This is a genomic window from Streptomyces sp. NPDC058697, from assembly GCF_042715345.1.
GTDB lineage: Bacteria > Actinomycetota > Actinomycetes > Streptomycetales > Streptomycetaceae > Streptomyces > Streptomyces liliifuscus.
In genome coordinates this window covers 47,259-73,893 of record NZ_JBHXSU010000033.1, presented here as the reverse complement: position 1 = coordinate 73,893, position 26,635 = coordinate 47,259, and the positions used below count along the sequence as shown (strand labels likewise).

The 26,635-nt window shown below is 67.7% G+C and carries 21 protein-coding genes and 1 pseudogene; 15 read left to right on the top strand and 7 right to left on the bottom strand.

From position 1 onward, the window contains the following. Positions 1-17: 17 nt before the first annotated feature. The 4 genes from ACFWXQ_RS42255 to ACFWXQ_RS42240 form a co-directional block, all read right to left on the bottom strand. Positions 18-608: a malonic semialdehyde reductase gene (locus ACFWXQ_RS42255; protein WP_383955438.1), complete on the bottom strand. Its 591-nt coding sequence runs from the start codon at positions 606-608 to the stop codon at positions 18-20. 176 nt (positions 609-784) lie between these two features. Further along, positions 785-1,066, bottom strand: a complete 282-nt coding sequence (locus tag ACFWXQ_RS42250) for an exodeoxyribonuclease VII small subunit (RefSeq protein WP_383955435.1) — start codon at positions 1,064-1,066, stop codon at positions 785-787. Between the two features lie 9 nt (positions 1,067-1,075). Then, positions 1,076-2,296 carry an exodeoxyribonuclease VII large subunit gene (xseA, locus tag ACFWXQ_RS42245; protein WP_383955432.1) on the bottom strand — a complete coding sequence of 407 codons (1,221 nt, stop codon included), beginning with the start codon at positions 2,294-2,296 and terminating at the stop codon, positions 1,076-1,078. Positions 2,297-2,504: 208 nt separating this feature from the next. Continuing rightward, positions 2,505-3,884, bottom strand: a complete 1,380-nt coding sequence (locus ACFWXQ_RS42240) for an APC family permease (RefSeq protein ID WP_383941367.1) — start codon at positions 3,882-3,884, stop codon at positions 2,505-2,507. Between the two features lie 97 nt (positions 3,885-3,981). Between ACFWXQ_RS42240 and ACFWXQ_RS42235 the strand changes: the two genes are divergently transcribed. Together ACFWXQ_RS42235 and ppgK are read left to right on the top strand one after the other, a co-directional pair. Next, positions 3,982-4,998, top strand: a complete 1,017-nt coding sequence (locus ACFWXQ_RS42235) for a 4-hydroxy-3-methylbut-2-enyl diphosphate reductase (protein WP_383941364.1) — start codon at positions 3,982-3,984, stop codon at positions 4,996-4,998. 29 nt (positions 4,999-5,027) lie between these two features. Then, a complete protein-coding gene (ppgK, locus tag ACFWXQ_RS42230; RefSeq protein ID WP_383941361.1) occupies positions 5,028-5,774 on the top strand; it encodes a polyphosphate--glucose phosphotransferase in 747 nt (248 codons plus the stop codon). Between the two features lie 71 nt (positions 5,775-5,845). Here the strand turns inward: ppgK and ACFWXQ_RS42225 are convergent, their stop codons facing one another. Then, the gene (locus tag ACFWXQ_RS42225) at positions 5,846-6,409 is read right to left on the bottom strand and encodes a DUF6542 domain-containing protein (protein WP_383941358.1); all 564 of its coding nucleotides are present in this window, start codon (positions 6,407-6,409) and stop codon (positions 5,846-5,848) included. A 162-nt stretch (positions 6,410-6,571) separates the two neighbouring features. Here ACFWXQ_RS42225 and ychF point away from each other — a divergent pair, with 162 nt between their 5' ends. From ychF to ACFWXQ_RS42210, 3 genes are all read left to right on the top strand, one after another. Continuing rightward, positions 6,572-7,660 (top strand): redox-regulated ATPase YchF, encoded by a 1,089-nt coding sequence (gene ychF, locus ACFWXQ_RS42220; RefSeq protein WP_383941355.1) that lies wholly within the window; start codon positions 6,572-6,574, stop codon positions 7,658-7,660. A 328-nt stretch (positions 7,661-7,988) separates the two neighbouring features. Then, on the top strand, positions 7,989-8,273 hold the full coding sequence (locus ACFWXQ_RS42215; RefSeq protein WP_093721254.1) for a hypothetical protein: 285 nt from the start codon (positions 7,989-7,991) through the stop codon (positions 8,271-8,273). Further along, entirely contained in the window at positions 8,255-8,668 is a 414-nt protein-coding gene (locus tag ACFWXQ_RS42210; RefSeq protein WP_232026479.1) for a DNA-binding protein, read from the top strand. Before ACFWXQ_RS42215 ends, ACFWXQ_RS42210 begins: the two co-directional genes overlap by 19 nt. A gap of 162 nt (positions 8,669-8,830) precedes the next feature. Here ACFWXQ_RS42210 and ACFWXQ_RS42205 read toward each other — a convergent pair whose 3' ends face one another. Continuing rightward, on the bottom strand, positions 8,831-10,222 hold the full coding sequence (locus ACFWXQ_RS42205; RefSeq protein WP_383941351.1) for a hypothetical protein: 1,392 nt from the start codon (positions 10,220-10,222) through the stop codon (positions 8,831-8,833). A gap of 825 nt (positions 10,223-11,047) precedes the next feature. On the opposite strand from ACFWXQ_RS42205, the gene ACFWXQ_RS42200 reads away from it, so the two are divergent. The 4 genes and pseudogenes from ACFWXQ_RS42200 to ACFWXQ_RS42185 all read left to right on the top strand — a co-directional run. Next, complete coding sequence (locus tag ACFWXQ_RS42200) at positions 11,048-13,102, top strand: Shedu anti-phage system protein SduA domain-containing protein (RefSeq protein ID WP_383941349.1); 2,055 nt, start codon at positions 11,048-11,050, stop codon at positions 13,100-13,102. A gap of 186 nt (positions 13,103-13,288) precedes the next feature. Further along, positions 13,289-15,421 carry an AAA family ATPase gene (locus ACFWXQ_RS42195; protein ID WP_383941346.1) on the top strand — a complete coding sequence of 711 codons (2,133 nt, stop codon included), beginning with the start codon at positions 13,289-13,291 and terminating at the stop codon, positions 15,419-15,421. Then, positions 15,405-16,922: a UvrD-helicase domain-containing protein gene (locus ACFWXQ_RS42190; protein ID WP_383941344.1), complete on the top strand. Its 1,518-nt coding sequence runs from the start codon at positions 15,405-15,407 to the stop codon at positions 16,920-16,922. The genes ACFWXQ_RS42195 and ACFWXQ_RS42190 overlap by 17 nt, the downstream gene beginning before the upstream one ends. 670 nt (positions 16,923-17,592) lie before the next feature. After that, positions 17,593-17,742: pseudogene (locus ACFWXQ_RS42185) on the top strand (DNA-binding protein); the annotation flags it as partial. Between the two features lie 69 nt (positions 17,743-17,811). Here ACFWXQ_RS42185 and ACFWXQ_RS42180 read toward each other — a convergent pair. Then, positions 17,812-19,419, bottom strand: coding sequence for a helix-turn-helix domain-containing protein (locus tag ACFWXQ_RS42180; RefSeq protein ID WP_383941341.1), 1,608 nt, complete (start codon positions 19,417-19,419; stop codon positions 17,812-17,814). Positions 19,420-19,547: 128 nt separating this feature from the next. Between ACFWXQ_RS42180 and ACFWXQ_RS42175 the strand changes: the two genes are divergently transcribed. The 6 genes from ACFWXQ_RS42175 to ACFWXQ_RS42150 are packed head-to-tail and all read left to right on the top strand — an operon-like array spanning position 19,548 to position 26,617. Next, positions 19,548-21,413 carry an SIP domain-containing protein gene (locus ACFWXQ_RS42175; RefSeq protein ID WP_383941339.1) on the top strand — a complete coding sequence of 622 codons (1,866 nt, stop codon included), beginning with the start codon at positions 19,548-19,550 and terminating at the stop codon, positions 21,411-21,413. A gap of 55 nt (positions 21,414-21,468) precedes the next feature. Next, positions 21,469-22,467, top strand: a complete 999-nt coding sequence (locus ACFWXQ_RS42170) for an ABC transporter substrate-binding protein (protein ID WP_383941337.1) — start codon at positions 21,469-21,471, stop codon at positions 22,465-22,467. Continuing rightward, positions 22,464-23,507: a FecCD family ABC transporter permease gene (locus ACFWXQ_RS42165; protein ID WP_383941335.1), complete on the top strand. Its 1,044-nt coding sequence runs from the start codon at positions 22,464-22,466 to the stop codon at positions 23,505-23,507. Before ACFWXQ_RS42170 ends, ACFWXQ_RS42165 begins: the two co-directional genes overlap by 4 nt. Further along, positions 23,504-24,562 carry a FecCD family ABC transporter permease gene (locus ACFWXQ_RS42160; protein WP_383941332.1) on the top strand — a complete coding sequence of 353 codons (1,059 nt, stop codon included), beginning with the start codon at positions 23,504-23,506 and terminating at the stop codon, positions 24,560-24,562. Before ACFWXQ_RS42165 ends, ACFWXQ_RS42160 begins: the two co-directional genes overlap by 4 nt. Beyond that, complete coding sequence (locus ACFWXQ_RS42155) at positions 24,559-25,428, top strand: ABC transporter ATP-binding protein (protein ID WP_383941329.1); 870 nt, start codon at positions 24,559-24,561, stop codon at positions 25,426-25,428. The genes ACFWXQ_RS42160 and ACFWXQ_RS42155 overlap by 4 nt, the downstream gene beginning before the upstream one ends. Next, positions 25,421-26,617, top strand: a complete 1,197-nt coding sequence (locus ACFWXQ_RS42150) for an alpha/beta hydrolase (RefSeq protein ID WP_383941326.1) — start codon at positions 25,421-25,423, stop codon at positions 26,615-26,617. Before ACFWXQ_RS42155 ends, ACFWXQ_RS42150 begins: the two co-directional genes overlap by 8 nt. The last annotated feature ends 18 nt before the right edge of the window (positions 26,618-26,635 follow it).

Sequence of the window (26,635 nt, the reverse complement as noted above, 5' to 3'; positions counted from 1 at the left end):
CATGCGTGCTGCGAGGGTCAGACCGTCGTGATGACCTGGTCGGCGTCGAGGCGCGGGGAGCGCGGGTGCCAGGCGTCCTCGGCCGGCTTGCCGATGTTGACCACCATCAGCGGGGTGTGGTCGTCGTCGAGGAACTCCTTCTGGACGCCCGCGAAGTCGAAGCCCGTCATCGGACCGGCGGCCAGGCCGGCGGCGCGGACGCCGACGATGAAGTACGCGGCCTGCAGCGCGGCGTTGACGGTGGCGGCACCCTCACGGACCGGACGCTCGGCGAAGAAGAGGTCCTTGGCCTGCGGGAAGTGCGGCAGGAGGTACGGGAGTTCCTCGTGGAACTCGTTGTCCGCGGAGAGGATCGCGACGAGCGGTGCGCCGGCCGTCTTCGGCTGGTTGCCCTCGGACATGTGCCGCACCAGGCGCTCGCGGGCCTCGGCGGAGCGGACCAGGGTGATGCGCAGCGGGGACTGGTTGAAGGCGGTCGGGCCGAACTTGACCAGGTCGTAGATCGCCTGCACCTGCTCCTCGGAGACGGGCTCGTCGGTGAAGGCGTTCGCGGTGCGGGCCTCGCGGAAGAGCAGGTCCTGAGCGGTGGGATCAAGGACGAGGGACATGAATCAACCTTTTCGGGGAGTGCGTCGAACCCTGTGGGGGGATTCGCCTTGCACTTCCGAAGGTACGTCGATGAAGTTTAGGATTCAACCAAAACTGGAGCATGGTGATCCGGTTCACAGACGGCGAGGGTCGGCGAAGCCGCTGTGAACGTGATCGCGAAGCGTGTGTCCGGGAGCTACTCGGTGCCGGAACCGGTGCCGGAGCCGGAGCCGGAACCGGCACCGGATTCGCCGGACTCCTCCTCGGCTTCCTCCCCGGCCCCCGCCAGAGCCGCGTCGAGGCGGGCGCGGGCGCCGTCCAGCCACCGCCGGCACACCTTGGCCAACTCCTCGCCCCGCTCCCACAGGGCGAGCGACTCCTCAAGGGTCGTACCGCCCGCCTCCAGGCGTCGTACGACCTCGATGAGCTCGTCCCGTGCCTGCTCGTACCCGAGCGCCTCGTCCGTCCTGCTGGTCATGCGCCCACCCTAGGGTCTGTCTCGGACATCGACTCGTACCGTGAACTCGCCCTCGGCGACCCGCGCTCGCAGGGACTCCTCCGCCGTCACCTCGTCCGGGGACCGGACCGCGTGGCCGTCGGCCTTCTGCAGCACCGCGTAACCCCGCTTGAGGGTCGCGGCGGGGGAGAGGGCCACCACGCGCGCGTGCGTGTGCGTCAGCTCCGAGTCGGCACGGTCGAGGAGGTGCCCGAGCGTACGGCGGCCGCGGTCGAGCAGCGAGGCGACATGGTCCGCGCGCTCGTCGACCATCCGGTGCGGATCCTCTATCGAGGGGCGGGCCAGCGCGTGCGCGAGACCCCTCTCCTCCCGGTCGATGAAGGACTGGACGCTGCGGCGGGCGCGGTCCCGCAGGAACTGGACGCGCTCGTACTCCTCGCCGACGTCCGGAACGACCTTCTTCGCCGCGTCGGTCGGAGTGGAGGCGCGCAGGTCGGCCACGTGGTCGAGCAGCGGGTTGTCGGGTTCGTGCCCGATGGCCGACACGACCGGTGTACGGCAGGACGCGACCGCCCGTACGAGCTGCTCGTCCGAGAACGGGAGCAGGTCCTCCACGCTGCCGCCGCCGCGCGCCACGATGATCACGTCCACGTCGTCGAGCGCGTCCAGTTCCTTCACCGCCTGGACGACCTGGGGGACCGCGTGGACGCCCTGCACGGCGACGTTGCGCACCTCGAAGCGGACGGCGGGCCAGCGGTGGCGCGCGTTCTCCAGCACATCCCGCTCGGCGGCGGAGGCACGGCCGCAGACGAGCCCGATGAGCTGGGGCAGGAAGGGCAGCGGCTTCTTGCGCTCGGCCGCGAACAGCCCTTCGGCGGCGAGGGACTTCTTCAACTGCTCCAGCCGGGCGAGCAGTTCACCCACGCCGACCGGCTTTATCTCGGCGGCCCGCAACGACAGCTGCCCACGCGGCGCGTACCACTCGGGCTTCGCGAGTACGACGACACGGGCGCCCTCGCTCACCACGTCGGCGACCGCGTCGAACACCTGGCGGTAGCAGGTCACGCTCACCGAGATGTCGTACGACGGATCGCGCAGCGTCAGAAACACGACCCCCGCGCCCGGCCGCCGCGACAACTGGGTGATCTGCCCCTCCACCCACACCGCCCCGAGCTGGTCGATCCACCCCCCGATGAGCCGCGACACCTCACCGACGGGGATGGGTGCGTCCGAGGACGTGTTGAGAGCCATGCGGCGAGGGTATCCGCCGGCTGTGACAGAGCGGTCGTGCGTCGGCCGAGTTGGGCGGGTGCGGGTCCGCTGTGGCTGATCGCGCAGTTCCCCGCGCCCCTAAAGACCTAGGGGCGCGGGGAACTGCGCAATCTTTTGGGGGTTCGGGGGCGAAGCCCCTGAGTCAGGGACGGGAATGGGTAGGGGCGGCGGGGGCGAAATCCTCGGTTCAGCCCTCCGAAGGCCCCCGCCCCCGTTGCCCCACCAGCACCCCCACCCCAACAACCAGCCACACCGCCCCCACCACCTGCGCCGCCCCCGACGCCTCGAAGATCACGGCCACAGTGATCGCCGCCCCGAGAACCGGCATCAGCACATGCCGCCACCACACCACAGCCCCACCCCGCCGCCGCACGGCGAACCAGCCCACCACACTCGCGTGCAGCAGCGTGAACGCCGTCAACGCCCCGACGTCGACCACCGACACCAGATGGTCCATCCCGTCGTCACGCCGAGCGGCCCACACCGCGGCCACCATCGTGATGACGGCCGCGCAGAGCAGAGCCACCCGCGGCACCCCGGAGTCCGTCCGGGACAGAACCCGCGGCAGCCGCCGGTCCCGGGACATCGCGAACAGCAGCCGCCCGGCCGCCGCCTGCCCGGCCAGCGCCGCGAACGCCGCCCCGATCGCCTTGCTCACCGCCACCAGATCGTGCAGCCACGTCCCGACGGAGGCGTCCACGGCGTCGTAGAACGCCGACCCCTGCTTGCCCGGATCGGCGGCGAGCTGCGCGGACGACAGAGGTTCGAGCAGGGCGATGAGATACGTCTGCGCGATGAACAGCACACCGGCGAGGGCGAGACAGAACAGCACGGCCCTGGCCACCTTCTCCGAACTACCGGTCACCTCCTCTGCGAAGGAGGCGATCGCGTCGAAGCCGAGATAGGAGAGCACGGCGACCGACACGGCCCCGACGACGGCGGACAGCGCGAACGCCCCCTGGGAGCCGTCGCCCGACAACGGCGAGAGCCACCCCCGCTCGGCCCCGTCGCGCGCGAGGACGACGACCGCCGACACGACGAAGACAAGGAGGACCACGATTTCCATCGCGAGCACCAGGAAACCGACGCGCGCGGCGGCCCGTACGCCCCACAGGTTGAGCAGCGTCGTGACGACGACGGCGAGCGCCGTCCACACCCACCGCGAGACCTCCGGGACCAGGGAGTTCATCGCGATCCCGGAGAAGAGGTACGCCACAGCCGGGATGAGGAGGTAGTCCAGCATCGCCATCCAGCCGGCGACGAACCCCGCCTCCTTTCCGAGCGCCGCGCGCGCGTAGGCGAACACCGAACCCGCCTGGGGGACCACCCGCACCATCTGGGCGTAGCTGAAAGCGGTGAACGCCATCGCGACCGTGGCGACGACATAGACCAGCGCGACCGCCCCGTGCGACTTGGCGTCGAGGGTCCCGAAGATGCCGACCGGCGCCATGGGGGCGATGAACAGCAGCCCGTAGACGACCAGATCACGGAAGCCGAGATTCCGCCGCAGGCCGTGTTCGTCGTGTTCCTCGCCGGCCGCGTGGGCCGAGGCCTCCGTACCGGACATCCGTACCTCCCGAGAGTCGCGCCTGGCCCCACCCCTCCCAGCTCCCGACCAGTCTCCCCAAGGCGGCGATCTTTGACCCGCCGGGCGCGGCCTTACGATGGGACGCATGACTGCTTCGACTGGCCGCCGTGTCCTCCTCGCCGCCCCCCGTGGCTACTGCGCGGGAGTCGACCGTGCCGTGATCGCCGTCGAGAAGGCCCTTGAGCAGTACGGGGCCCCGATCTATGTCCGCCACGAAATCGTCCACAACAAGTACGTCGTGCAGACCCTGGAGAAGAAGGGCGCGATCTTCGTCGAGCAGACGGCGGAGGTCCCCGAGGGGTCCATCGTCATGTTCTCGGCGCACGGCGTCGCCCCGGTCGTCCACGACGAGGCCGCGGCCGGCAAACTCGCCACCATCGACGCGACCTGCCCGCTGGTCACCAAGGTCCACAAGGAAGCGGTCCGCTTCGCCAAGGAGGACTACGACATCCTCCTGATCGGGCACGAGGGCCACGAGGAAGTCATCGGCACGTCCGGCGAGGCGCCCGAGCACATCACGCTCGTCGACGGCCCCGAGGACGTCGCCAAGGTCGAGGTCCGGGACCCCTCCAAGGTGGTCTGGCTCTCGCAGACCACGCTGTCGGTCGACGAGACCATGGAGACGGTCGACGCCCTCAAGAACAAGTTCCCGCAGCTCATCTCCCCGCCCAGCGACGACATCTGCTACGCCACGCAGAACCGCCAGATCGCGGTGAAGAAGCTCGCCGAGGACGCCCAGCTGGTGATCGTGGTGGGCTCGAAGAACTCCTCGAACTCGATCCGCATGGTCGAGGTCGCCCTGGACGCGGGCGCCTCCGCCGCCCATCTGGTGGACTTCGCCGCCGAGATCGACGAGGCCTGGCTGGAGGGCGTCACCACGGTCGGCCTGACCTCCGGCGCCTCGGTCCCGGACGTACTGGTGGACGGCGTACTGGAGTGGCTGGCCGAGCGTGGCTACGGCGACGTGGAGACGGTCAAGACGGCCGACGAGTCCATCACGTTCTCCCTCCCCAAGGAACTGCGCCGCGACCTGCGCGCGGAGGCGGCCGCTCTGGTGGCGGACCGCACCGCCGGGACCCCCTCGGCCGAGTGACTGTCCGTCGTACGACGTAACGTAGAGCCATGCAGATCTTCGGTGTGGACATCGGTGGCTCAGGGATCAAGGGTGCTCCCGTGGACCTGGACGTGGGCGACCTGGTGGAGGAGCGCCACAAGGTGCTCACGCCGCACCCCGCGACGCGCGACGCGGTGGCGGACGGCGTGAAGGAGGTCGTCGGCCACTTCGGCTGGACGGGCCCGGTCGGGATCACCTTCCCGGGTGTGGTCACCGGCGGCGCCACCATCCGTACGGCCGCCAACGTCGACAAGGACTGGATCGACACGGACGCCCGCGCCCTGCTCAGCGACCGGCTGGGCGGCCTGCCGGTGACCGTGCTGAACGACGCGGACGCGGCGGGCGTCGCCGAGATGCAGTTCGGCGCGGGCCAGGGCCGCCAGGGCACGGTCTTCCTGCTCACGTTCGGTACGGGCATCGGCAGCGCCCTCTTCGTGGACGGCATCCTCGTGCCGAACACGGAGCTGGGCCACCTGGAGCTGAACGGCCACGACGCGGAGAAGCACGCGTCCACGAAGGCCAAGGAGGACCACGACCTCTCCTGGGAGCACTGGGCCCACCGCGTCCAGAAGTACCTCGCCCATGTGGAGATGCTCTTCTCGCCCGAGCTCTTCATCATCGGCGGCGGCGTCAGCCGCAAGTCCCACAAGTTCCTGCCCCTGATCGAGGGCGTCAAGGCGGAGATCGTCCCGGCCCAGCTGCAGAACAACGCGGGGATCGTGGGCGCGGCGATGAGAGCGGCGAAGGCGGACTAGCGACCACGCGGTGGTCGACGCCGGGCGCCGACCACCCCAGGGGGCCCAGGGGGATCCAGAGGGACGGAACCTCAGGCGGCTGCCCGGCGCCGCTGGGCGGCACGGCGGCTCATCATCCGCACCTTGCGCACGGTGACGATGAGTCCGGCGACCAGCGTGCCCCCGTACAGCCACCCGGCGTGCAGGGCGAGAGCGGTGACCAGCCCCATCAGTCGTCCGCCGAGCCCGCCACCGCTGTCGGCGATCGGCAGCAGTCCGACGGCGAAGGCGATCGGCACGGCGACGACCGCCGTGACGAGATCGGCCCGCCGCACCCACACCGCCGTCAACGCGCACACCGGCAGGAACAGCACCCCGTAGACGACGAGCGAAGACCCGAACAGCAGCGCGTCGAGACAGGCCAGCGCGAACATCACCGCGGCACAGAACAGCCCGCTGCCCAGCCCGGTGAGCCGGGGGTTGGGGAACCGGCGTACGGCCTGCACCAGCGGTGAGGGGGCCGGCGCGGTCCTCGGGACACCGGCCCCGGCCTGCTGCCGGGCCGTACGGGTCCCACCCCGGCCGGCCTGCGGGGGAAGGGGCGCGCCGCGTCGCAGCGGCGGTGACTGAGGGGGACGAGTTCTGTGTTGCTCCACAGGTCCAACTTAGGTCGGGTTATGTGTGGAATGGGCCCTGGGACACGCGCTTTGGCCGACCTTGGGCAAGCGTTCGATACGTCGCCGGTGCGGGGCGCGGAACGCCGTAGACTGGTGGATCGTCTGGATCGTCCTCCACCCTTACGTACGGGAAGTCGCAACGTGTCGCTCACGATCGGAATCGTCGGTCTGCCGAATGTCGGCAAGTCGACCCTGTTCAACGCCCTGACCAAGAACGACGTGCTGGCGGCCAACTACCCGTTCGCCACGATCGAGCCGAACGTCGGCGTGGTCGGTGTCCCCGACGCCCGGCTGACCAAGCTGGCCGAGATCTTCGGTTCGCAGAAGATCCTCCCGGCCACGGTCGACTTCGTGGACATCGCGGGCATCGTGCGCGGCGCGAGCGAGGGCGAGGGCCTCGGCAACAAGTTCCTCGCGAACATCCGTGAGTCGGACGCGATCTGCCAGGTCATCCGTGCCTTCAAGGACGAGAACGTCGTGCACGTGGACGGCAAGGTCTCGCCGAAGGACGACATCGAGACGATCAACACCGAGCTGATCCTCGCCGACCTGCAGACCATCGAGAAGGTCCTGCCGCGCCTCCAGAAGGAGTCGCGGATCAAGAAGGACGTCGTGGCGAAGGTGGCGGCGGTCGAGGCGGCCAAGGAGATCCTGGACGGCGGCCAGACCCTCTTCGCCGCGGGCATCAAGCAGGACTCGGACCAGGAGGCCCTCCTCCACGACCTTCACCTGCTCACGGTCAAGCCGTTCCTCTATGTCTTCAACGTCGACGAGGACGAGCTGACGGACGACGCCTTCAAGGCCGAGCAGAGCGCCTTGGTCGCCCCGGCCGAGGCGATCTTCCTCAACGCCAAGCTGGAGGCGGACCTCGCCGAGCTCGACGACGAGGAGGCCCTTGAGCTCCTCCAGTCCGTCGGAGTCGAGGAGCCCGGCCTCGCCACGCTCGCCCACGTGGGCTTCAACACCCTCGGCCTGCAGACGTACCTCACGGCCGGCCCGAAGGAATCCCGCGCCTGGACCATCAAGAAGGGCGCCACCGCCCCCGAGGCCGCCGGAGTCATCCACACCGACTTCCAGAAGGGCTTCATCAAGGCGGAGGTCATCTCCTTCGAAGACCTCGTCGAAACAGGCTCAGTGGCCGAGGCCCGCTCCAAGGGCAAGGCCCGCATGGAGGGCAAGGAGTATGTGATGCAGGACGGGGACGTGGTGGAGTTCAGGTTCAACGTCTAGCGGGTGACATGTCACCACATCGCTGATCTGGCAAAAAAATGCAGGTAAGAGAGGGTCCGACTCTTCGGGGTCGGGCCCTTGGTTTCTTCCCCTGCTGGGATGGTGCTGGGATAGCTGACCCCTCGTCATCTGTCATCACTCCTGCTCATCCCTACCGTGCTGGGATCGTGCTGGGAGGGGATGAGAACGCCCGTGCTGGGTTTCGGACAGCGATCTCCCGATGCGACAGGCGGGCGGGTGGGGCTCCATCCCACGACTTCTTCACGGCTCCGGGGCCGTGCAGATTCGATCCGTGGCGCTTTTCCTACTCGTTTGACACACTCGACGTATGGGTGAGACGACGTACAGCATCGGGGAAGGCCCGGCGACGCGGGTGAGCCTGTCGCTGCCGGAGGGGACCGCGGAGGCAATCCGGGCGCGGGTGGGCAAGCGGGAGTTCTCCGCGTTCATCGCTGAGGCGGTCGAGCGTGAGCTGCGTGGGCAGGTCCTGGACGAGTACTTGGCGGACTACGAGAGCCGCAAGGGGCCGGTTTCCGAGCCGGCTCGCCAGCGGGCGCGGCAGGTCTTCGACGAGGTGTTCGCCGAGGAGGCAGAGTGGCCCGCCGCAGGTTGAGTCACGAGGGGACGCTGGTCCTCGACAGCGAGGGACTCTCGAAGCTGCTCGCCGACGACGAGCAGGTGGTGGCTTTGATTGCTGAGGCGCGCTCGCGCGGCATGGAGGTCGTGATCAGTGCGCTCGCCATCATCGAAGCCGTCCACGCTCGTACGAACAAGTCCCGCCTGAACTGGGTGCTTTCCGGGCTGCGGGTCGTCCCAGTCGGAGACGAGGAGGCGAGGGCGGCCTCGAAGTTGCTGATGAATGCCGGGTTGCACGGACACAAGTACGCGATCGATGCGGCCGTCGCCGAGGCCGCGCTGCGACAGCACCGCCCCGTGGTCATGCTGACGTCCGATATTGACGACATGGCCAAGCTGTGCGGCGAGAGGGTCCGGCTCGTGGCGGTGTGATTTCTCCTGATCCCCTTTCTGTCTTTCGACGGTTGGTCAGTGAGTGGCGGTGGAGCTACCGGCATTCGGCGGAGCGCCGGTTTCGGTAACCGGCGATCCGCCGCTATGTTGCCGCTCTTCCGTCCCTTGGTGAATTCCGTAGGTCGCGGACGGAGCCAAGACTCAGTAGGAGCGGGGCCCGTAGGGGCTCCAGTGGCGGAGGAAGGGCTTGAGGTCGTCGCCGCTGGGCATCGGCGGTGTGGCCAGTTTCGGCGCTGAGACCGATTCGGTGAGGTGTTGGAGGTGCGCGTCCGCGAACACGAGCCACGCCTCGATCTCGGTCCGCTCCTGCCCGGGCGGCAGTGATGTGGCGTGGTCGCGTACTGCTGCGATGTATTCGGTCAGGTGGCTGGCTTGGTACCAGGCGTCTGTCTGTTCTCCAAGGTGCTTGACGCGGTAGGCGTGGGCGTAGGCGGCGCGGGCTTCCTGCATGGCGGCTTCCCAGCGCTTTTGCTGTACCTCTCTGGCTTGCTGGTCTGCAAGGCGTTTACGTTCCGCGGCTTCGCCGCGGAGGCCGACCTCTTGCACGATCTCGGCGAGTTGTTCTTCCAGAGGCCGGTCGGGGAGGTCGGTCCATTCGCTGGCGCGGTGCGGGCTGCCGCCGCGGAGCATGAAACGCAGGCGGCTGGAGGGGGTGTAGTCGAAGCGGGCGATGCGCATCCATGAGTACTTCTTGGCGTCGACGAGCTCCTTGTCCGTGGGGACGTGTTCGCTGCGGTCCCGTTCTTGAAGGACGAGGAATCCGACACTTTCGCCTTGGGCGGTGATGGTGAAGTGCGGTTGCGCCTTACGGCGCCGATGGGGCGGGGGCGCGCCTTGTGTGGTTCCGAGCGCGGCCTTGTGGCCTTGTGCTTCGGTGGCGGTGATGAGGGTCTGGATAATGCGCAGGGCTCGGCCCTGGAGGGGTTTGGTCAGGCCCATGGGCTGCGGCTGCTTTTGGAGGGCGGCCACGACGGCATGGGGTTTGGTGAGTCTGGCCGCCACATGGAGCGGGGTGAGTTCCGAGAGGCGCCAGGCAGGGATGTCGACCAGCTTGATCTCGTAGCCGCGGTGGGTGCGGTATCCGTAGAGTTCTTGCGTCTGGGGGATCTTGCCGGACTTGCGGGCGGCGCTGACGCGTGACGCCCAATTCACCGCGTGCGGGCCGGATTCGATGGGCTTGATGAGACAGCCGTCGTTCGCAGCGGCCAGTTCTTCGAGTAGTTGGTCCGCGTAGTTCTTACGGGCCTTCGGCACGGCTCTGGGGCGCGGTAGTGCCGGCTTTCGGGTGGGCTGTTGTGGCGGTCGGGTGCTCTGCTCCACGGGGCGGATGCCGCGTTCGGTGAGATGCTGGCGCCCTTTCTCGGTGAGGTGGGCGCTCCAATGCCCGCGGCGTTTGGTGATTTTGATGAGCCCTCGGTTCTGCAGGGCCTGTCCGCTGGTCTTGTACGTACTGTCCGGCCAGACTCCGTCGGCACACCCCTGGCCCACCCAGTCGAGTACCTCCTGCTGCCGTTCGTTGAGGTCCTGGTGCATGTAACCTCCTGCCGTTCCCTGAGTGCGTTGCCCTGGAAACACAATGCCCGCTGCCTTTCCGGGAATCCGGGGTGGGCTGAGAGGACTCCTCGTTCGGATGAGAGGTACTGGAGGGCGCGTTTACGGCGAGAACAGGTCTTCCTGGTGTTGATGCGAAACGGCTTGGGTTCAGAGTCGTTGATGGGGTCCTGACTCAACGGGCTTGGGGTGCGGGGTACATGGCGCCTTTTGCCGTCGGCGTAGGAGACTTTGCGAATCCGGGTGGTGAGGTGAGGGTCGCGGTGCCCGGCGGCTCTCCTGGCCGAGGAGAGGAAGGCGTTGGGTCCGACGCTGTTCCGATGTCTCATCATGTGGAGTGCGTGGCGGTCCTTGAGCCGGTGGCCAAGGGCTCCTGAACTAGGGTTTTGTGCATGCACGTTATGTGTGGTGTGGGTGGTTAAGGTCGATATCTTGATGCTGGAGGACGCTCGTTCTGATGGGGCGTCAGGCGTATTGGGATGCTGGTCAGGCCGTCCGTAGCGGCGTGGGAATGGAATGGCTCTTCAGCGAAAAGGCCCCCAGCGTTGGCCTGTGAACGGCACATGCTGGAGCACAGGTCGGCCCGGATCAGCGGCGTGCAGCACGCCGGTGTGGGCGAGCGTCAGCCGTGTGTGCCGGACACGGTGGCATCCCCGCTGCCAGTGTTCCTGGGGCTCCGAAGGCTGGCACGGCGGACCGGCCTTGCCGCGTTGGAGACCTGGATGACGACGCCACCCACTCAAGCCAAGAGATCCAAGAGTCCCGAATAGCCCTCCTTGTGAGGCGACGCACGTCCATCCTGGGGGCATGACTCAGGCCGAGCCCTTGTTGGCACCGCAAAGCACGCCGAGGATCACGGCGGTGACGCGACGCGACATCTTTGACTACCTGCGCGGTGAGGGCGGCCCCTGGTGGGGACGGCTCGACGAGATCGACTTCCTCGAGAGCCTGTACGACCTGGACCGGCTGGCGTCGACGGACCGCCCGTTCACGACGGCGCGCGACGACATAGTCCAACACCGGATCAACAACCCACTGGACTTGCCGGACGACTGGGTCTTCGAGGACCCACGCTTCCAACTCCTCGATGGCCCCGATGAAGTCCTGCTCGCCTTCCTGGCACGGCTCGTTCATCCAGAGGTACAGCCCGATGTTGACCAGTCCTCCCGACGAGTCGAGAAGCTGAACCGCCTCCTCGGGCCGGACGGCTGGACATTCCGCACCTTCGAGTTCCTGTCGGGCCGGCCGATTTACACACCGTTCGCCATACAGGCCACGGGCCCGATGATCTCCCTGCCGCTCGCCGACGACGACACCGGCAAGCTCGACCTCGTTCTCGGGCAGATCTACAGCCTGCTCGACCATGACGGCGAGGAGGTGGTCCGCGACCTGATCCGCGCGACCGTCCTGACGCTGCGCCGTGACGGCGGTAACTACCACCCCATGCCCGGTGACCGATGGACGGACGATACATACGAGGCTGTTCTCACCGTGGATCGCGTGTTGCTGCCCGCGTTCACAAAAGCGGTCACTGATGTGATCTGGCAGCGGTTGGAACCCGTGTTCACCAGGCTCCAGCGCCAGGATGTTCAGTCCCTCGTGGTCGAAGGCGACCCAGGGCCTCTGCCGGCCGTCCCGCCGGACTGGAGGAACCAGACGGCCGAGGATGATCCGCCCATCGCTCGGCGTCTCCGCATCGGTCTGCTGACCCAGGAGTTCGACGTCACACGGCAGGACTTCTCGGACCTTGAGATCCGCGGACACGGATTTCCCTACTTCTACGACACCCGCCACGGTCGTTTGATCACCGAATTCCTCCTCGACGACCGGCCGCAGGTGGCGACGCTGTGCCACGTCACCCTCATCAAAAAGGACGGCGTCTTTTCTCCCAGGATCAAGCTGTGGAAGAAGGACAAGACCAAGGCTGAGAAGACGGCCGCCATGGAGGCGATTCCTGGCACCGAGGCCCCTCAGATCGTCAAGGCGCTCATTGACACCAGTGACGTCCACGAGAATTTCTGGAAGGTCATCAGCTTCCTCCAGAGCTGTGTCGGGCTGGACATCCCCGGAAGCAGCGTGCGGCTGGTCGCTGGCGACGAGGCCGAGTTGGCTCGACTCCTGGCCGACCAGGACCGCACGACGCTTCTCGAAGCTGTCAGGATCGCCGTTGGCGGCGCCCTCACGGAAGAGGACATCAGACTGATCAGCAACCGCAAGTCGCAACTCCAACGGTTCAGACAGCTGTTGAACGACCCGGAGTTCTTCGAGCGGGAGCGCGGGGCGGCAGGGCCGGAGGCGGTCTGGCAAGGCTTCTTTGAGGAGAATCCGTGGATCTTCGGGTACGGCCTTAACCTCGTCGCCTGTGGCCCCTTCGATGACGGCAAGTTGGAGCGCATCACGACTGGCGCCAACATCTTCACGGGGGCAGGAAAGCGCAGTGACGCGGTCATGCGCTCCAAGGGCTTCATCAGCAGCCTGCTGTTCTGCGAGATCAAGACCCACATGACGCGACTGCTAGCTGGCGCGCCGTACCGGCTCCCAGACGTGTATCAGGTCTCCAAGGACGTCGTCGGCGCCGTGGCGCAGGTGCAGAAGACTGCCCACAAGGCCCGACTATTGGTCAGCGGTGAACTGCACAGGCACTACCGGGACGACGGCGCCCCGACCGACATCGAAGTCTCAACCGTCCGCCCCCGACAGGTGCTGGTGATCGGAAGCCTCAGCGAGTTCACCGACGGCGGCGCGGCGAACCCAGAGAAGATCACCTCCTTCGAGCAGTACAGGAGATCAATCCAGGACGTCGAAGTCATCACGTTCGACGAGCTCTACCAACGGGCCTGCTTCATCGTGGAGGACCGCTGACGTGCACCCGACTACACCGAGACGGGACCCGATCCCCGTCTGATCCCCGGCACTTGCGGCGGTCACGGTGTGCGCGGCTGGGCGGTCAGCGGAGACCGAGGACCTACCGCTGTCAGTGCCCGAGGGGATGATGGAGCCGTCAGATGCGATTGGGGCGACAAGGGGGCGGCGTTGTTTTTGAGCCGTGTGAGCGTTTCCGGCTTGCGGGCAAGTGCGGAAGGGCCGATCGAGTGTGAGCTGCCGGGGCGTTTCAGCGTCGTGATCGGTGCGAATGGCGCGGGCAAGACGACAGTTATGGATGCCTTGTACCTGGCCCACACCAGCCGTTTTCCCCACCTGCCTCGCCTGGGCACTGCGGTTCTGGCGGCCGGTGGTGGACCAGGCGTAGAGGTGCAGTACAGCCTTGAGCAGGACAGCGCAGCCGAAGGTCCGCTAGGACATCAAATCCAGCGTTCCTGGCGTCATACGTCGGACGGAGTTGCGCAGAAATGGTTCACAGAGTTCCAGCGCAACCTGGGGGCAGTCCGCGCCAGGGTAGACCGCAACCGGATGCATGACACGGGACTGGGCACGGACCCCTTCAAATTTATCTACTTGCCGGCGTGGCGGCACCCGCTCGATGAGCTGGCCCGTCGCGAGACCCGGATCCTCATTGAGTTGTTGAGAGCGGAGCAGCAGCGACTGGACGGCAGCCGCAGCCTGGTGCCGTTGCGCGTCAAGGCGTCCCGCCTGCTGGAGAGCTTGGCCAAGGACGGACTCATCGAAGCAGTCGAAAAACGCGTCGGCGATCACCTAGCCTCGCTGTCCGCAGGGGTACAGCGCCAGTGGCCTTACGTGCGGGGCCAAGTCATAGACGACTCCTACCTTGCGCGCGTCCTTGAGCTGATGCTGGCCGTCATGGAAGGCCGTGCATCGGCGCGCCCGCTGGAAGTCTCGGGTCTCGGGTATGTCAACCTGCTCCACATCGCGGTGACTCTTGCCGCGATACCTGACTCCACCCGTGGTGCCCCGGCAGCGGAAGAGCCATCCCAAGGTCGCGAGGCATCCGAAGAAATAACGAACGAGAATGAGCAGCGCCTGGCCCAGGAACGCATGGAGCAGGCTACGGCGGAAGCCGAGTCCGAGGCTGATTCGTTCTTCCCCAGTACCCCCTTCCATACCACAGTGATCATCGAGGAGCCCGAAGCCCACCTTCACCCCCAGCTGCAGCACGCGCTCGTCCGCTACCTGCGCAAGACCGTACGTCAGCGTCCAGAACTGCAGGTCGTGCTGTCGAGCCATGCAACGGACGTCATCACCTCTTGTGATCCAGAACAGCTCGTGGTGCTGCGCCGGGCTGCAGACGGCAGCAGAGTCTGCCATCCGATCACCAAGATCCCCATGATCAAGCGAGATGAGACGCTGCGTACGGCTCGCCTCCACATGGATGCCAGCCGGTCCGCCGCGTTGTTCGCCGAGCGACTCGTCGTGGTCGAAGGTGTGACTGAAGCCGCCATCATCCGTGAGTTCGGCAGGGCATGGGCCGGAGAGGACTCGGCGAAGCACGCCTTCATCGAGGCGCTCAGCATCGTCTACACCGGGAACAAAGTCGGGCCATGGACTTCCCGCCTCCTGGCCACCAAAGGGGCAGAGATTTGTTCACGACTGGCCGTGCTGCGGGACAGTGACCTTCCGTTCGATGAGCAACCAACCGCGCCGAAATGGCTGGACGATCACGACCCAGAGATTGTACAAGCCTTCATCAGTCACCCAACGTTGGAGCCGTCCATAGCGGAAGGCAACGAGCGCCTCATAGCACTGGCCTTGGCTGACATCAGAGCAGAACTGCTCACCGAACCGGTCACCGAGCGTGCTGTATACGACTTGTTCAAAAGTGCCCGCAAGGGTAAGGAGGGTGCCCCCGATACACCGGCGGGTCCCCACGCGAGGGACAAGGGTGCTTTTGCGGATGCCCTCGCCGTCCGCCTTGCCGACGCCATCGAAGACGATGAGCCCATCCACGTTCCGGACCATCTCATGAAGCTCTTCGACTTTCTCTACCCGCAGTCCGTGGCGGAGTCGGAGAACGGACCCGAAGAAAAGCAGACAACAGAATCCGAGACACCAACGCAAACCTGGCCCACTGCTCCTGAACCGTTCTCCTTTAGCCCCAGTGCAGTTCCATCGTCCGAGCTTCCCCCAGTTGGAACTTGGCTGGCCACTGCTCCTGGCCCTGCTCCCACTGATCCGTGGACAACAGACCCGTGGAACACGGACACAAGGGCAACCGAACCTGCGACGGCGGACCCGTGGGAGGAATTCGGTGGGGACACGGAATGACATCGCCGACGGCCTGACCGCTGAACAACTCGTCGCAGCCGGAACGCCGCACCGACGCGTCTACATCGAAGCAGCGCCGGGGTCAGGGAAGACCACCGTGGCTGCACAACGCTTCGGCATCCAGCGCTTCCAGGGCACTGACCAGCGTGCCGTCCTGGCTGTGAGCTTTACCCGCTCTGCCACCGCTGAGCTACGTGACCGTGTGCTCCGCCAATGGGGCCCGGATGCACTTGCGTGGCCGCACCGCATTGTCACACTGGACACCGTCGTCTGCGATCTGCTCGGTTACTTGCTGGATACGGGGCATGTCAGCTGGCCAAGCGGACACCACAGTCTTACCGTCATCGACTCTTGGCAGGTGCAACTGCCCACCAAGTGGTCGCGCATAGAACCGATTGTGGCACTGGCTGGCAACCGGGTGGTGGTCGAAACCCTGCGACGGAGTACACAAGCGAACAGACCCAGCAGGCAGGACGTAGCCACAGCACTGGCCGAAGGCTTTTGCACCCATCAGGACGCACGTACTCTCCTCGAAGCGGCGCTGGCACTTGAAGGCGCTTGTGACGCGATCTTGGCCCGTCTAGCGGATACCGCAGGCGCACTGATCGTTGACGAGATTTTCGACGCGAACGCCTTCGATCTCTCCCTCGTACGGCTCGCGGTGGACGCCGGACTCGACGTTACCGTCGTTGGTGATCCGTGGCAGGCTCTCTACGGCTTTCGAGGAGCTCGACCCGATCTGGTACCGGAGTTGGTACGTGATGCTCAGTTCGTTCAGCGACCACTGCGACGGTCTTTCCGTTGGAGAACCGACGGACAGGAGCGCTTGGCGGATGAATTGCGGGCCGGCCATGGAGTGATCCTGCGGCAAGGGCAAGCGGAGGACATGGACGTGGTGTTGTCGTTGCAGTGGAAGACTCTGTGGAGCTCCGGACCCCACGTCCTTCCGCTGGCGTACGGATCCGCCAAGGGGCAAGTGCACGAAGCGGCCTGCACACTCCTGCTCAGTGAAGTAACGCAACAGAAGTTTGGAGTCAACGCCACATTCCACAAAGAGGCACTCATCGCGCTCGACATTGACGCTGAAGCGTTGGAGCGCTTGAGGCCCGGCTTGCAGCAACTCATTACTGATCTGGCAGGATCGGCCGGAATCGCAGAGATTTGGTCTGCGCTCAATGACGTCGTTGGGACAGAGACTCGACGAAGACTCCCGAAGAAGAGAAATCATCACCACACGGCACGTCTGGATATGCTCCGCGCTCGTCTGCATGCTGCCGGGAATCGGCTGATCCCTGGTCTCACGGCGCACCAGGCCAAAGGTCGTGAGTGGAACCACGTCGGGGTTCTCTTGACCAATTCGGAGCGTGAAGCTCTGGCGGCAGGGCTCGTCCAGGACAGGGAAGATCATCGCGCGCTCTATGTGGCACTGACCAGAGCCAAGCAGGCGACCTGCGGGGTCGCGGATGGTGGTTCCATCAGCGTTGCAATTGAAGCGAATTGACTCCGGTTTGAGATAGGCGGTTTCGAAAGGGCTGGCTGCCAGCGCCTTCTCCTGAGACGGAGCAGGCGCTTGGAAGGTGCCTGCTCTATCCGCTGAGCTATGCAGGCTGACTTGCGGCACCGCAGAAGCTTCTGGCTATGTCCCACCAAACCGTGGGGGGTATGCGGGATCCGTAGACGCTCGCGCGGGCCCGGAGGTCTGGACGTACATTCTGGACGGCGGCCAGCGGCGGAGCTGGCCGCCGTCGTCCTGGAAGACTGCGAGCGTTGTGCTGCTCTGCGAGGTTCGGAGCGGTGGCACGAGCCTGATGTGGCATGCGTAGAAGTTCCGCAGACTTCAGGCACGTGCGGGCGCTGCCGGGTAGCGTTGGCGACCTTGGATTTTCTTTAATTTGTCGCGTCGCCCGTGCTGGGATAGCGTCACATTCCCGCAGGTCAAAGGCTTGTGGCCGAGTTCCGCTTCAACGTGTAGCGGGTGACCTATCGCCACATCGCTGATCTGGCAGACATGCAGGTCAGAGAGGGTCCGACTCTTCGGGGTCGGGCCCTTGGTTTCTTCCCCTGCTGGGATCGTGCTGGGATGGGATGAGAACGCCCGTGCTGGGACGAGTACTTGGCGGACTGCGAGAGCCGCAAGGGGCCGGTCTCTGAGCGGGCCCGGCAGCGGGCGCAGCACGTCCTTGCACGGGCACAAGTACGCGATCGATGCGGCGGTCGCAGAGGCCGCGCTGCGACAGCGCTGCCCTGTGGTCATGTTGACCTCCGATATTGACGACATGGGCAAGCTCTACGGCGATCGGCTCCGGATCGTAGGGGTGTGATTTCCGCGGTCGGGGCGACCTGACTCACGCGGCTCCGAACGCCTGGGCGTAGATGGCGTGAACCTCCTCTCAGCGACTCTTGGCCGCCTCGCGTTCCTGGTATTCGCGCGGAGACAGTCCGTGGAAGCGGGAGAACGCGGCGCTGAACGTGGGGAGGTGGGCGTACCCGATCCGGCGTGCGACGGCGCTGGGCGGGGCGCCCCCGGCGAGCAGGTCGCGGGCGATGCGCATGCGGGCGGCATAGCGCCAGCGACCGAGTGTCATCCCCGTCTCGTCGCGGAAGGCGCGGTGGATCTCGGCACGGACATCGACATCCTGCGTCCCGCCGGGCTCGCCGATACGACGCAGGCATTCCATCGCGACGGCACGCGCACGCGGATCGGTGGGCATCGGTACCGACAGCGCTCGCTGCGCGGCGACCTGTTCCGCGAACAGGTCGAGGATGTGGCGGGGGTTGTGGTCGTCGGGGCGCAGTCCGGACCGGGCGCTGATCGAGCAGAACATCAAGTAGTCGTCCCACGCGGGTGAGAACCGCACCTGCAGCGGCGCGGTCAGACGGAGGTCGGCGGTGCTCGCGTTGCCCAGCGGCAGGGAGACGGAGTTCTCGCGGAGGCCGGTGACATGCTCCAGCTCCGCCGGGATCCAGGTCGCCACCCCGCGCTCCCGCTCGTAGCGCTGGTCGCCGATGTCCAGGTACCCGCTGCCTCGGTACATCCAGCTGAGGACGTGGATGTCGTTGCTGTGCGACGGCGTGCTGGCCGCGGGCAGCATCTCGGGCGCGGCGGGAGTGTCCATCTCGCGCATCATCCGGATCAGGTCGTCGGTCCCCCGTGCCGCCGCCGCCCGTTGCGTCAGCCCACCGGCACCAGGTCGGGCGGAGAGCTCCCGTCCGAACTCGTGGGGGGTCAGCCCGAACCGTCCTTTGAAGGCCCGCGTGAGGCCGTTGCGGCTGGCGAAGCCCACCAGGGCGGCCACCTGGTCCACGTCGTAACCGGCGGCGAGGAACTCCACGGCGGCGCCGAGCCGGCAGTGCAGCCGCCACCGCGCGAACGTGAGCCCAGTGTCGGCGAGGAAGTCACGGCGAAGGGTGCGCGCGCTGGAGAGCACGCGCGATGCCCATCCCTCGACCGTGAGGTCGAGCGCGGGGTCGCGCATCAGTTCGTCGGCGACCGCTCTGGCGCCGCGGGCTCGCGGCATCGCCGGCGAGGCGAACCCCTCCGGGCTCGGATCCCGCCCGACCACGGCGGGCGCCGGCGCGCGTGAGCCGGGACGCCGAAGGAGCTCCGCGATCGCCTCGGGGGAGTACCCGCGGCCGCTGAACGGAGTGACCTGAAGGTTGAAGAGCTGGATCAACCAGTCCTGCCAGCCGCTGGGAACGTCGAACCGCGTCAGGTCCGACAACCCCCGAGCGCCGACGCCGGCATGGGGACACAGCGGGAAGGCGACCGTGCCCGGCTCGGTGGTGATCGCCCGCTCCGCCCGTCCGTCCGCGGGAATCCAGGCGCCTTCGCCGGCCCCGAGGCGGAGCACCGGCCCGCTGCCGAGGCGCACCTGCGCCGTGCCGGTGCGAACCCACAGCAGCAGCGGCTGGACGGGCGCGTCCACCGGGCTCCACCGCGCGCCCGGAATCGGCGGAGGGCCGCCGGAACCCGTGGCGAACGATGAGGGCAGGACCATGTCCTAACCGTACGGCAGTCTGCGCACACCATCCTAGGTAAGGTTCCCCTAACCTTACCCGTGCGCGCCCTCCCGATGCCGGCGCGCGCCTCCTTCCCTCGAAGCGATGAGAAAGTTCGGTTCCCCGCATGCCCAAAACCTCGCGCCGGCTCACCGTGCACCCGCCGACCCTGCGTGCGGTCGAGGTGGTCCGGACCGTCGACCTCACCCCCGGAATGCGGCGGGTCACGCTGAGCGGCGGACAGTTTCGTGCGTTCACCACCGCGGACGGCTTCGCGCGGCCGGCCTTTGAGTCCCCGGGCTTCGACGACGACCTCGCGCTCTACTTCCCGTACCCGGGCCAGCGCGATCCGGTGCTCCCGGTCCAGGGCGAGGCCAGGTTGATCGTGCCCAAGGATCCTCGACCGCTGTCGAGGGCCTACACGGTCCGCCGGTGGGACACCGAGGCGGGCGAGCTGGACGTGGACTTCGTCAAGCACGGGGTGGGTGTGGGAACGACGTGGGCCTACCGCACCCGGCCGGGTGACCGGATCCACCTCGGCGGCCCGAGCACGTCCAAGGCGTTCCCGGTCGGCGCCGACTGGTGGCTGGTGGCAGGCGACGACACCGCGCTCCCCGCGATCGGCCGCCTGCTCGACGAGCTCCCGTCCGACGCCCGGGCGCAGGTGTTCATCGAGATCGCCGAGGACGCCCACCGCCAGGAGCTGCGCGAGCTGCCCGGGGTGGACGTGACGTGGCTGGTCCGCCCCGGCGCGACGGCCGGGACCGTGTCGCCGCTCACCGAGGCCGTCCGCGGTACGCGGTGGTGGCCGGGCCAGGCGTTCGTGTGGCTGGCCGGCGAGCACACGGCCGTCCGGGACATCCGCCGGCACCTGGTCGAGGACCGTGGCGTGCCCAAGGAGGACATCGACTTCGCCGGCTACTGGCGTCGCTCCGCGGTCGTCGCCCTGGACACCGACGGGGCGGTACCCGACCCGGAGCGGACGGTCACCCCGTTCCAGAAGCTCCACGACCTGACCGAGCTCGTCGCGCCGATCGCGATCCGCACCGCCGTCGAGCTGGGCGTTCCCGACCTGATCTCCCGCGGCGTGACCGGCGTGACCGAGCTTGCCGCCAAGGCCGGCGCCGACGAGCGCGCTCTGGGCAAGCTGCTGCGTTACCTGCACACCCTGGACGTGGTGACCGAGACAGAACCGGGTCACTACGCCCTGACGCCCGTCGGCGATGTCCTCACTCTCGAGTTCATCGCCGATCGGCTCCACTCCGCCGGGGTGGTCGGCCGCGAGCTGCTCGGGATGCACGGACTCACGGAGTCGGTCCGCACCGGCCGGCCCGCCTACGCGTCGGTCACCGGCCGGACCTTCGCCGAGGTGCGGGCCGAACAGGACTACGAGGACCGTCACTTGGAGCGCCTGGCGAAGTTCCAGCCCGCACTGGCCGGACCGATCGCCACGTCCGGCCTGCTCGCCGGAGTCCGGCACCTGGTGATCCACTCAGGTGGTGCCGGCGCCCACGCCCGTGAGTACGTCGCGGCCCACGAGAGCCTGCGCGTGACGATCTGCGCCCTGCCCGCCCAGGCCGACTGGCTGCGCCGCGACCTGCCCGCCACGATTCCCGACGAGCGGCAACGCACGCGGGTCGGCGTGCTGGAGCAGTCCGTCTTCGAGCCCGGCCCGGCGGCCGACGCCGTGCTCATCAGCCGCGCCTTCAAGACCCTGCCCGACGCCGACGCCGCTCACGCACTGCGCCGGGCGGCCGAGAACCTCACCCTCGATGGACGCGTGCTGCTGATCGAGGACGTCTTCGACACCGACGACCTCGACGAGCACGACGGCGAGGAAGACCTGATCGGCCTGGTCTGCCACGGCTCCGGCCTCCGTACCGCAGCGGAGTTGGATGCCGTCATCGCCCGGGCCGGCCTCACGCGCAGGTCGGCGCGCACCGTCGGCCTGGGCGTCACCGTCCACGAACTCGTCCGCGCCACCGCTGACTGATCCCCGCCACCCGGGCACACCCCTCCACCCGGGCAAGAAGAGAAAGAAAACCACCATGAGCAGCACGCCTATAGCGAGACGCGGCACGGCCCTCGCCGCCGCCCTGTTGAGTACGTCGCTCGTCCTCACCGCCTGTGGCGGTGACGGCGACGACACCGGCGGCACCGGCGACAAGGCCGCCGCCGAGACCCGCAGCGTCAAGGCCGAGAACGGCACCGTCAAGATTCCCGCCGCCCCCCGGCGGATCGTCACGATCGGCAACACGAACCTCCCCTTCATCGATCTGGGTGGCAAGCCGGTGGGCGTCACCGAGGTGTCCGACGCCGAACTCGACGTGCTGCCGCAGGAACAGAAGACCGCGTACGAGGCAGCCGAGGTCATCGGCAGCAGCGGTGGCGAGGTGGACCTCGAGAAGCTCGCCGCCCTCAAGCCGGACCTCATCCTGGTCCAGTTCCACTCGAACGACTGGGGCAAGGTCGGCAAGCGACTCGAGTCGATCGCCCCGACCGTGTACTGGGGGCTCGACACCGAGTGGAAGGCCTTCGCCGACGAGATCGCCAAGGCCGGCGACGTCACGGACGAACTCGGCCGGCAGAAGGCGGAGTTCAAGGAGAAGGTCGGCAAGATCCAGAAGACCTACCGCGAGACCATCGCCGACAGCTCGTTCGTCGATGTCTCCCGGGGAGACTGGAGCGATCCCGGAACGTTCTACATCGCGGACATCGGCTGCTCCGAGATCGCCCGGGACGACATCGGCCTCGACCTGCCCGAGGCGGCCGAGGGCAAGGACCCCCTGGCCTACGAGTCCCTGCCGTTCGAGCAGATCGGTGAGCTGTCCAAGTACGACGTGATCACCTACCCCGTCGACGCCGACGGCAAGCCGACGGAGCCGTTCAAGCCGGTGGTCGCAACCAACACCTGGAAGGCGCTGCCCGCCGTGACCTCCGGCCGAGCGCTGGGAGTCTTCTGCCCCGGCAACAACTCCTACGGGCCCGTCCTGCAGTACCTGGACTCGCTCGACCGCGCTCTGGCGACGCTCCCCGGCAAGCAGTGACAGCCCTCGCCCTGCGGCAGGACGGTCCGGGCACCGAGACGGTGCCCGGACCGCGTCGTCGTCTGCTCGGCCTGGTCGTCGCGCTGGTGGTACTGGTGGTCCTGCTGGTGCTGAGTGTCATGATCGGCTCGACGGCGATCGCGCCGTCGGTGGTGTGGGACGCGCTGTTCCACTCCTCGGCCGACGCCGACGAGTTCGCGATCCGCGACTTCCGGCTGCCGCGCACGATCGTGGGTCTGGTGGTCGGCGCCGCCCTCGGTCTGTCGGGCGCGCTGATCCAGGCGCTCACCCGCAATCCCCTGGCCGATCCGGGTGTCCTCGGCGTCCATGCCGGCGCGTCCTTCGCGGTGACGGTCGCCGTGGGCCTGCTCGGCGTCAGCGACGTCCAGGGCTACATGTGGTTCGCGTTCGCGGGAGCGCTGATCGTCACGCTCCTGGTGCTCGCCCTCGGGTCGACACGACAGGGCTCCTCGGCGGTGGTCATGGTGCTCGCCGGGATATGCGTCGGCGCCGTGCTCGGCGGCGCCAGGGAGGCGCTCCAGTTGACCGACCCGGACGCCTTCGACGCGATGCGGAACTGGAACGCCGGGTCGATCGCGGGTCGCCCGCTCGACGTCGTATGGCCGGTCCTGCCGTTCCTCGCGGTGGCACTCGTCCTGGCCTTCGCGGTGTCGGGCCCGCTCAACGCTCTGGCTCTGGGCGACGAGTTGGCGGTCGCCCAAGGGATCCGGTTGGTACGCACCCGCGTGCTCGCGGTGATCGCACTCACCCTCCTTGCCGGTGGCGCCACGGCGATCGCCGGACCCATCGGATTCGTCGGACTCATGGTGCCGCACGTGGCCCGCTGGATCGTCGGCCCGGACCAACGCTGGATCTTCGCGTACAGCGTCCTCCTCGCCCCGAGCCTGCTGCTGGTCTCCGACATCCTCGGCCGCGTCGTGATGAGACCCGGTGAGATCCCCGTGGGGATCGTCACCGCCTTCGTCGGCGCTCCCGTCCTTGTCGCGCTGGCGCGGCGGAGGAAGGCGAGCGGACTGTGAACACGCACGTTCCGCAGGTGGACTTCGGGCGGCGGGTGCTGGTGCTGCGGCGCGGGCGGATCGCGGTGCGGCTCCAGTGGCGCCCGGTCGTCGTCTGCTCGGTGCTCGCGGTCGTGATCACCGGTACGGCGGTGCTCGCGCTGATGACCGGCTCGTACTCGCTGGGTCCCGGGCAGGTGCTCTCCGCACTGACCGGCCGGGAGACCGGCATGGTCCACGACATCGTGGTCGAGTGGCGGCTGCCCCGGGTGGCCGCGGCGCTGGTGTTCGGCGCGGCTCTGGGAGTGAGCGGGGCGGTCTTCCAGTCACTGTTGCGCAACCCTCTCGCCGACCCCGGCCTCATCGGGTTCTCCCAGGGCTCCTACACCGGGGCGCTGGTCGTGATCCTGGTCGTCAACGGCACCTACGCGCAGCTGGTCGGCGGGGCGTTGCTGGGCGGGATGGCCACCGCCGTGGGCGTGTACGTGCTCGCCCACCGACGAGGGGTGCAGGGGTTCCGGTTGATCGTCGTCGGCATCGGCGTCTCGGCGATGCTCGAGTCGCTCAACACCTGGCTGATCCTCAAGGCCGACCTGGACCAGGCGATGTCCGCGGCCGCGTGGGGTGCCGGTTCGCTCAACGGCGTGTCCTGGGACCGGGTCGTCATCGGCGGCGCCTGCATCGCCGTACTCCTGCTGCTGGCCGGGATGTTGAGCCGGCCGCTGCGGCAGATGCAGCTGGGTGACGACGTGGCCGCCTCGCAAGGGGTACGGGTCTCGCCCGCACGCCTGGGCCTGATCCTGGTGGGAGTGGCGCTGACGGCGACGGTCACGGCCGCGTCGGGGCCGATCGCGTTCATCTCCCTGGTCGCCCCGCAGATCGGACGCCGACTCGCCCGCACCGCGGGGATCACCCTCGCTCCCGCCGCGTTCGTCGGAGCGCTGCTGTGCCTGGCGTCGGACTACCTCGCCCAGCACGTGGCCCCCACCCCGCTGCCGGTCGGCATCATCACCGTCGTGCTCGGCGGCGGCTACCTCGGATACCTGCTGTTCACCGAAGCAAGGAGACGCCTGTGAGCGCAATCCCGCCCGGCACCGCGCGCCTGAGCGTGGAGTCGGCGACGATCGGCTACGACAAGCGGATCATCTCCGAGCACCTCTCGGTGGCGATCCCCGACGAGTCGTTCACGGTCGTCGTCGGTCCGAACGCGTGCGGCAAGTCCACCCTGCTGCGCGGCCTGTCCCGACTGCTGAAGCCGTCGGCCGGGCAGATCGTCCTCGACGGTGCCGACATCAGCTCCTACCGGACCAAAGAGGTGGCTCGGCGGATCGGACTGCTGCCGCAGAGCTCGATCGCCCCGGACGGGGTCACCGTCGCCGATCTGGTGGCCCGGGGACGGTACCCCCACCAGGGGTTCATCCGGCAGTGGACCGAGGACGACGAGCGGGCCGTGCTCAGGGCGATGCGCCAGACCTCGGTCACCGACCTGTCCGGGCGCCTGGTGGACGAGCTGTCGGGCGGGCAGCGCCAGCGTGTGTGGGTGGCGATGGCGCTGGCGCAGCACACCGACATCATGCTGCTCGACGAGCCGACCACCTTCCTCGACATCACCCACCAGATCGAGCTGCTAGAGCTGTTCACCGACCTGCACCACGCCGGCCACACCCTGGTCGCCGTACTGCACGACCTGAACCACGCCGCCCGCTACGGCACCCACCTGATCGCCATGAAGGACGGTGCCGTGGTCGCCGAGGGAACTCCGGACGAGGTCGTCACGGCCGAACTGGTCGAGGAGGTGTTCGGTCTGCGCTGCCTGGTGATGCGTGATCCGGTGGCCGGCAGCCCCCAGGTGGTGCCGCTCGGCCGCGAACGGACCCGGCACAGGTCCGCCGACCACACCGATGCAGACCACACCGATGCGGAGAGCGCGATACATGTCTGATCCGTCCGTCGAGAAGCTGTCGACCGGTGAGTGGAGCCCGGAGAGGTTCAGACGGCATCTCGAGCAGTCAGGTACGCCGCTGGTCGAGCGGGTCTCCGCGGACGAGGTGGAGGTGACGTTCGTCGACGAGCCCGGAGACGACACGACGGTCACCCTCTCGGTGGTGATCGGCCCCAGAATCGGCTTCAACCCGATCGACACGGAGTTCACCTCGGTGGCGGGGACGCCGTTTCGCGTGCTCACCCTGCGGATGCGTTCCGACCTGCGCTTCTCGTACGTGTTCACACGAGGTGGGCCGACGCGTGAGGGCGAACAGGTCCCGGACCCGTTCAACCCGCCGCCGAGGTTCTCGGAATGCTCGGTGGAGCGGTTCTCCGGGGCCTCGGTGGCGGTGCTGCCCGACGCGGTGCCGCTGCCCTGGCTCGACCGGGCCGAGGCGCGGCCGGCCCCGGCGATGGATGCCGCCGTGCTGGCGAGCGAGTTGCTGGGAAACGAGCGCCGCATCTGGGTCTCGATGCCCCCGGGCGAGCTCCCGGACGGGAGCGCACTGCCCTTCGTGATCCACCTGGACGGGACACCGGATCACAGCGCGCCGAGCGTTCGTGACGCCCTCGTCGAGGCGGGACTGATCCGGCCCTGTGCGGTGGTCCTCGTCGAGCAGCCCGGATCGCAGCGCGACAAAGAGCTGCTCTGCGATCCGGCGTTCTCCCGGATGCTGGTCGAAGAACTGCTGCCGTGGCTCCACCACCGGTATCCGCTCTCACGCCACCCCGCCGACGTGGCGCTGGCTGGCGAGAGCTTCGGCGGCCTGTGCGCCGGCTGGACAGCGCTCCACCACCCGACGGCGTTCGGCAACGCCATCCTCCAGTCCCCGTCGTGCGGATACCACCCTGACCTCACGTGGGGCACCGGGGCGGGCGAGCTGCTGCGGCGCACCCCCGTACCGACGCTGATCGCCGACCACCTCGCCGCGGAAGCGGCACCGGTCCGCATCTTCCACGACGTCGGTGAGCTGGAGGGCTCGAACACCCACAGCCGCTGGCTGGACCACGTGCTCACCGCGAAGGGCTACGACACCCTCTACCGGGAGTTCGCCGGCGGACACGACTACGCATGGTGGCGGGGACTCTTCGCCGATGCCCTGCTCTGGTGTTTCCCGCTCGGCGACAGCGACCGGAGCCACGCGTGAGCAACTCCTCGCGTTTCT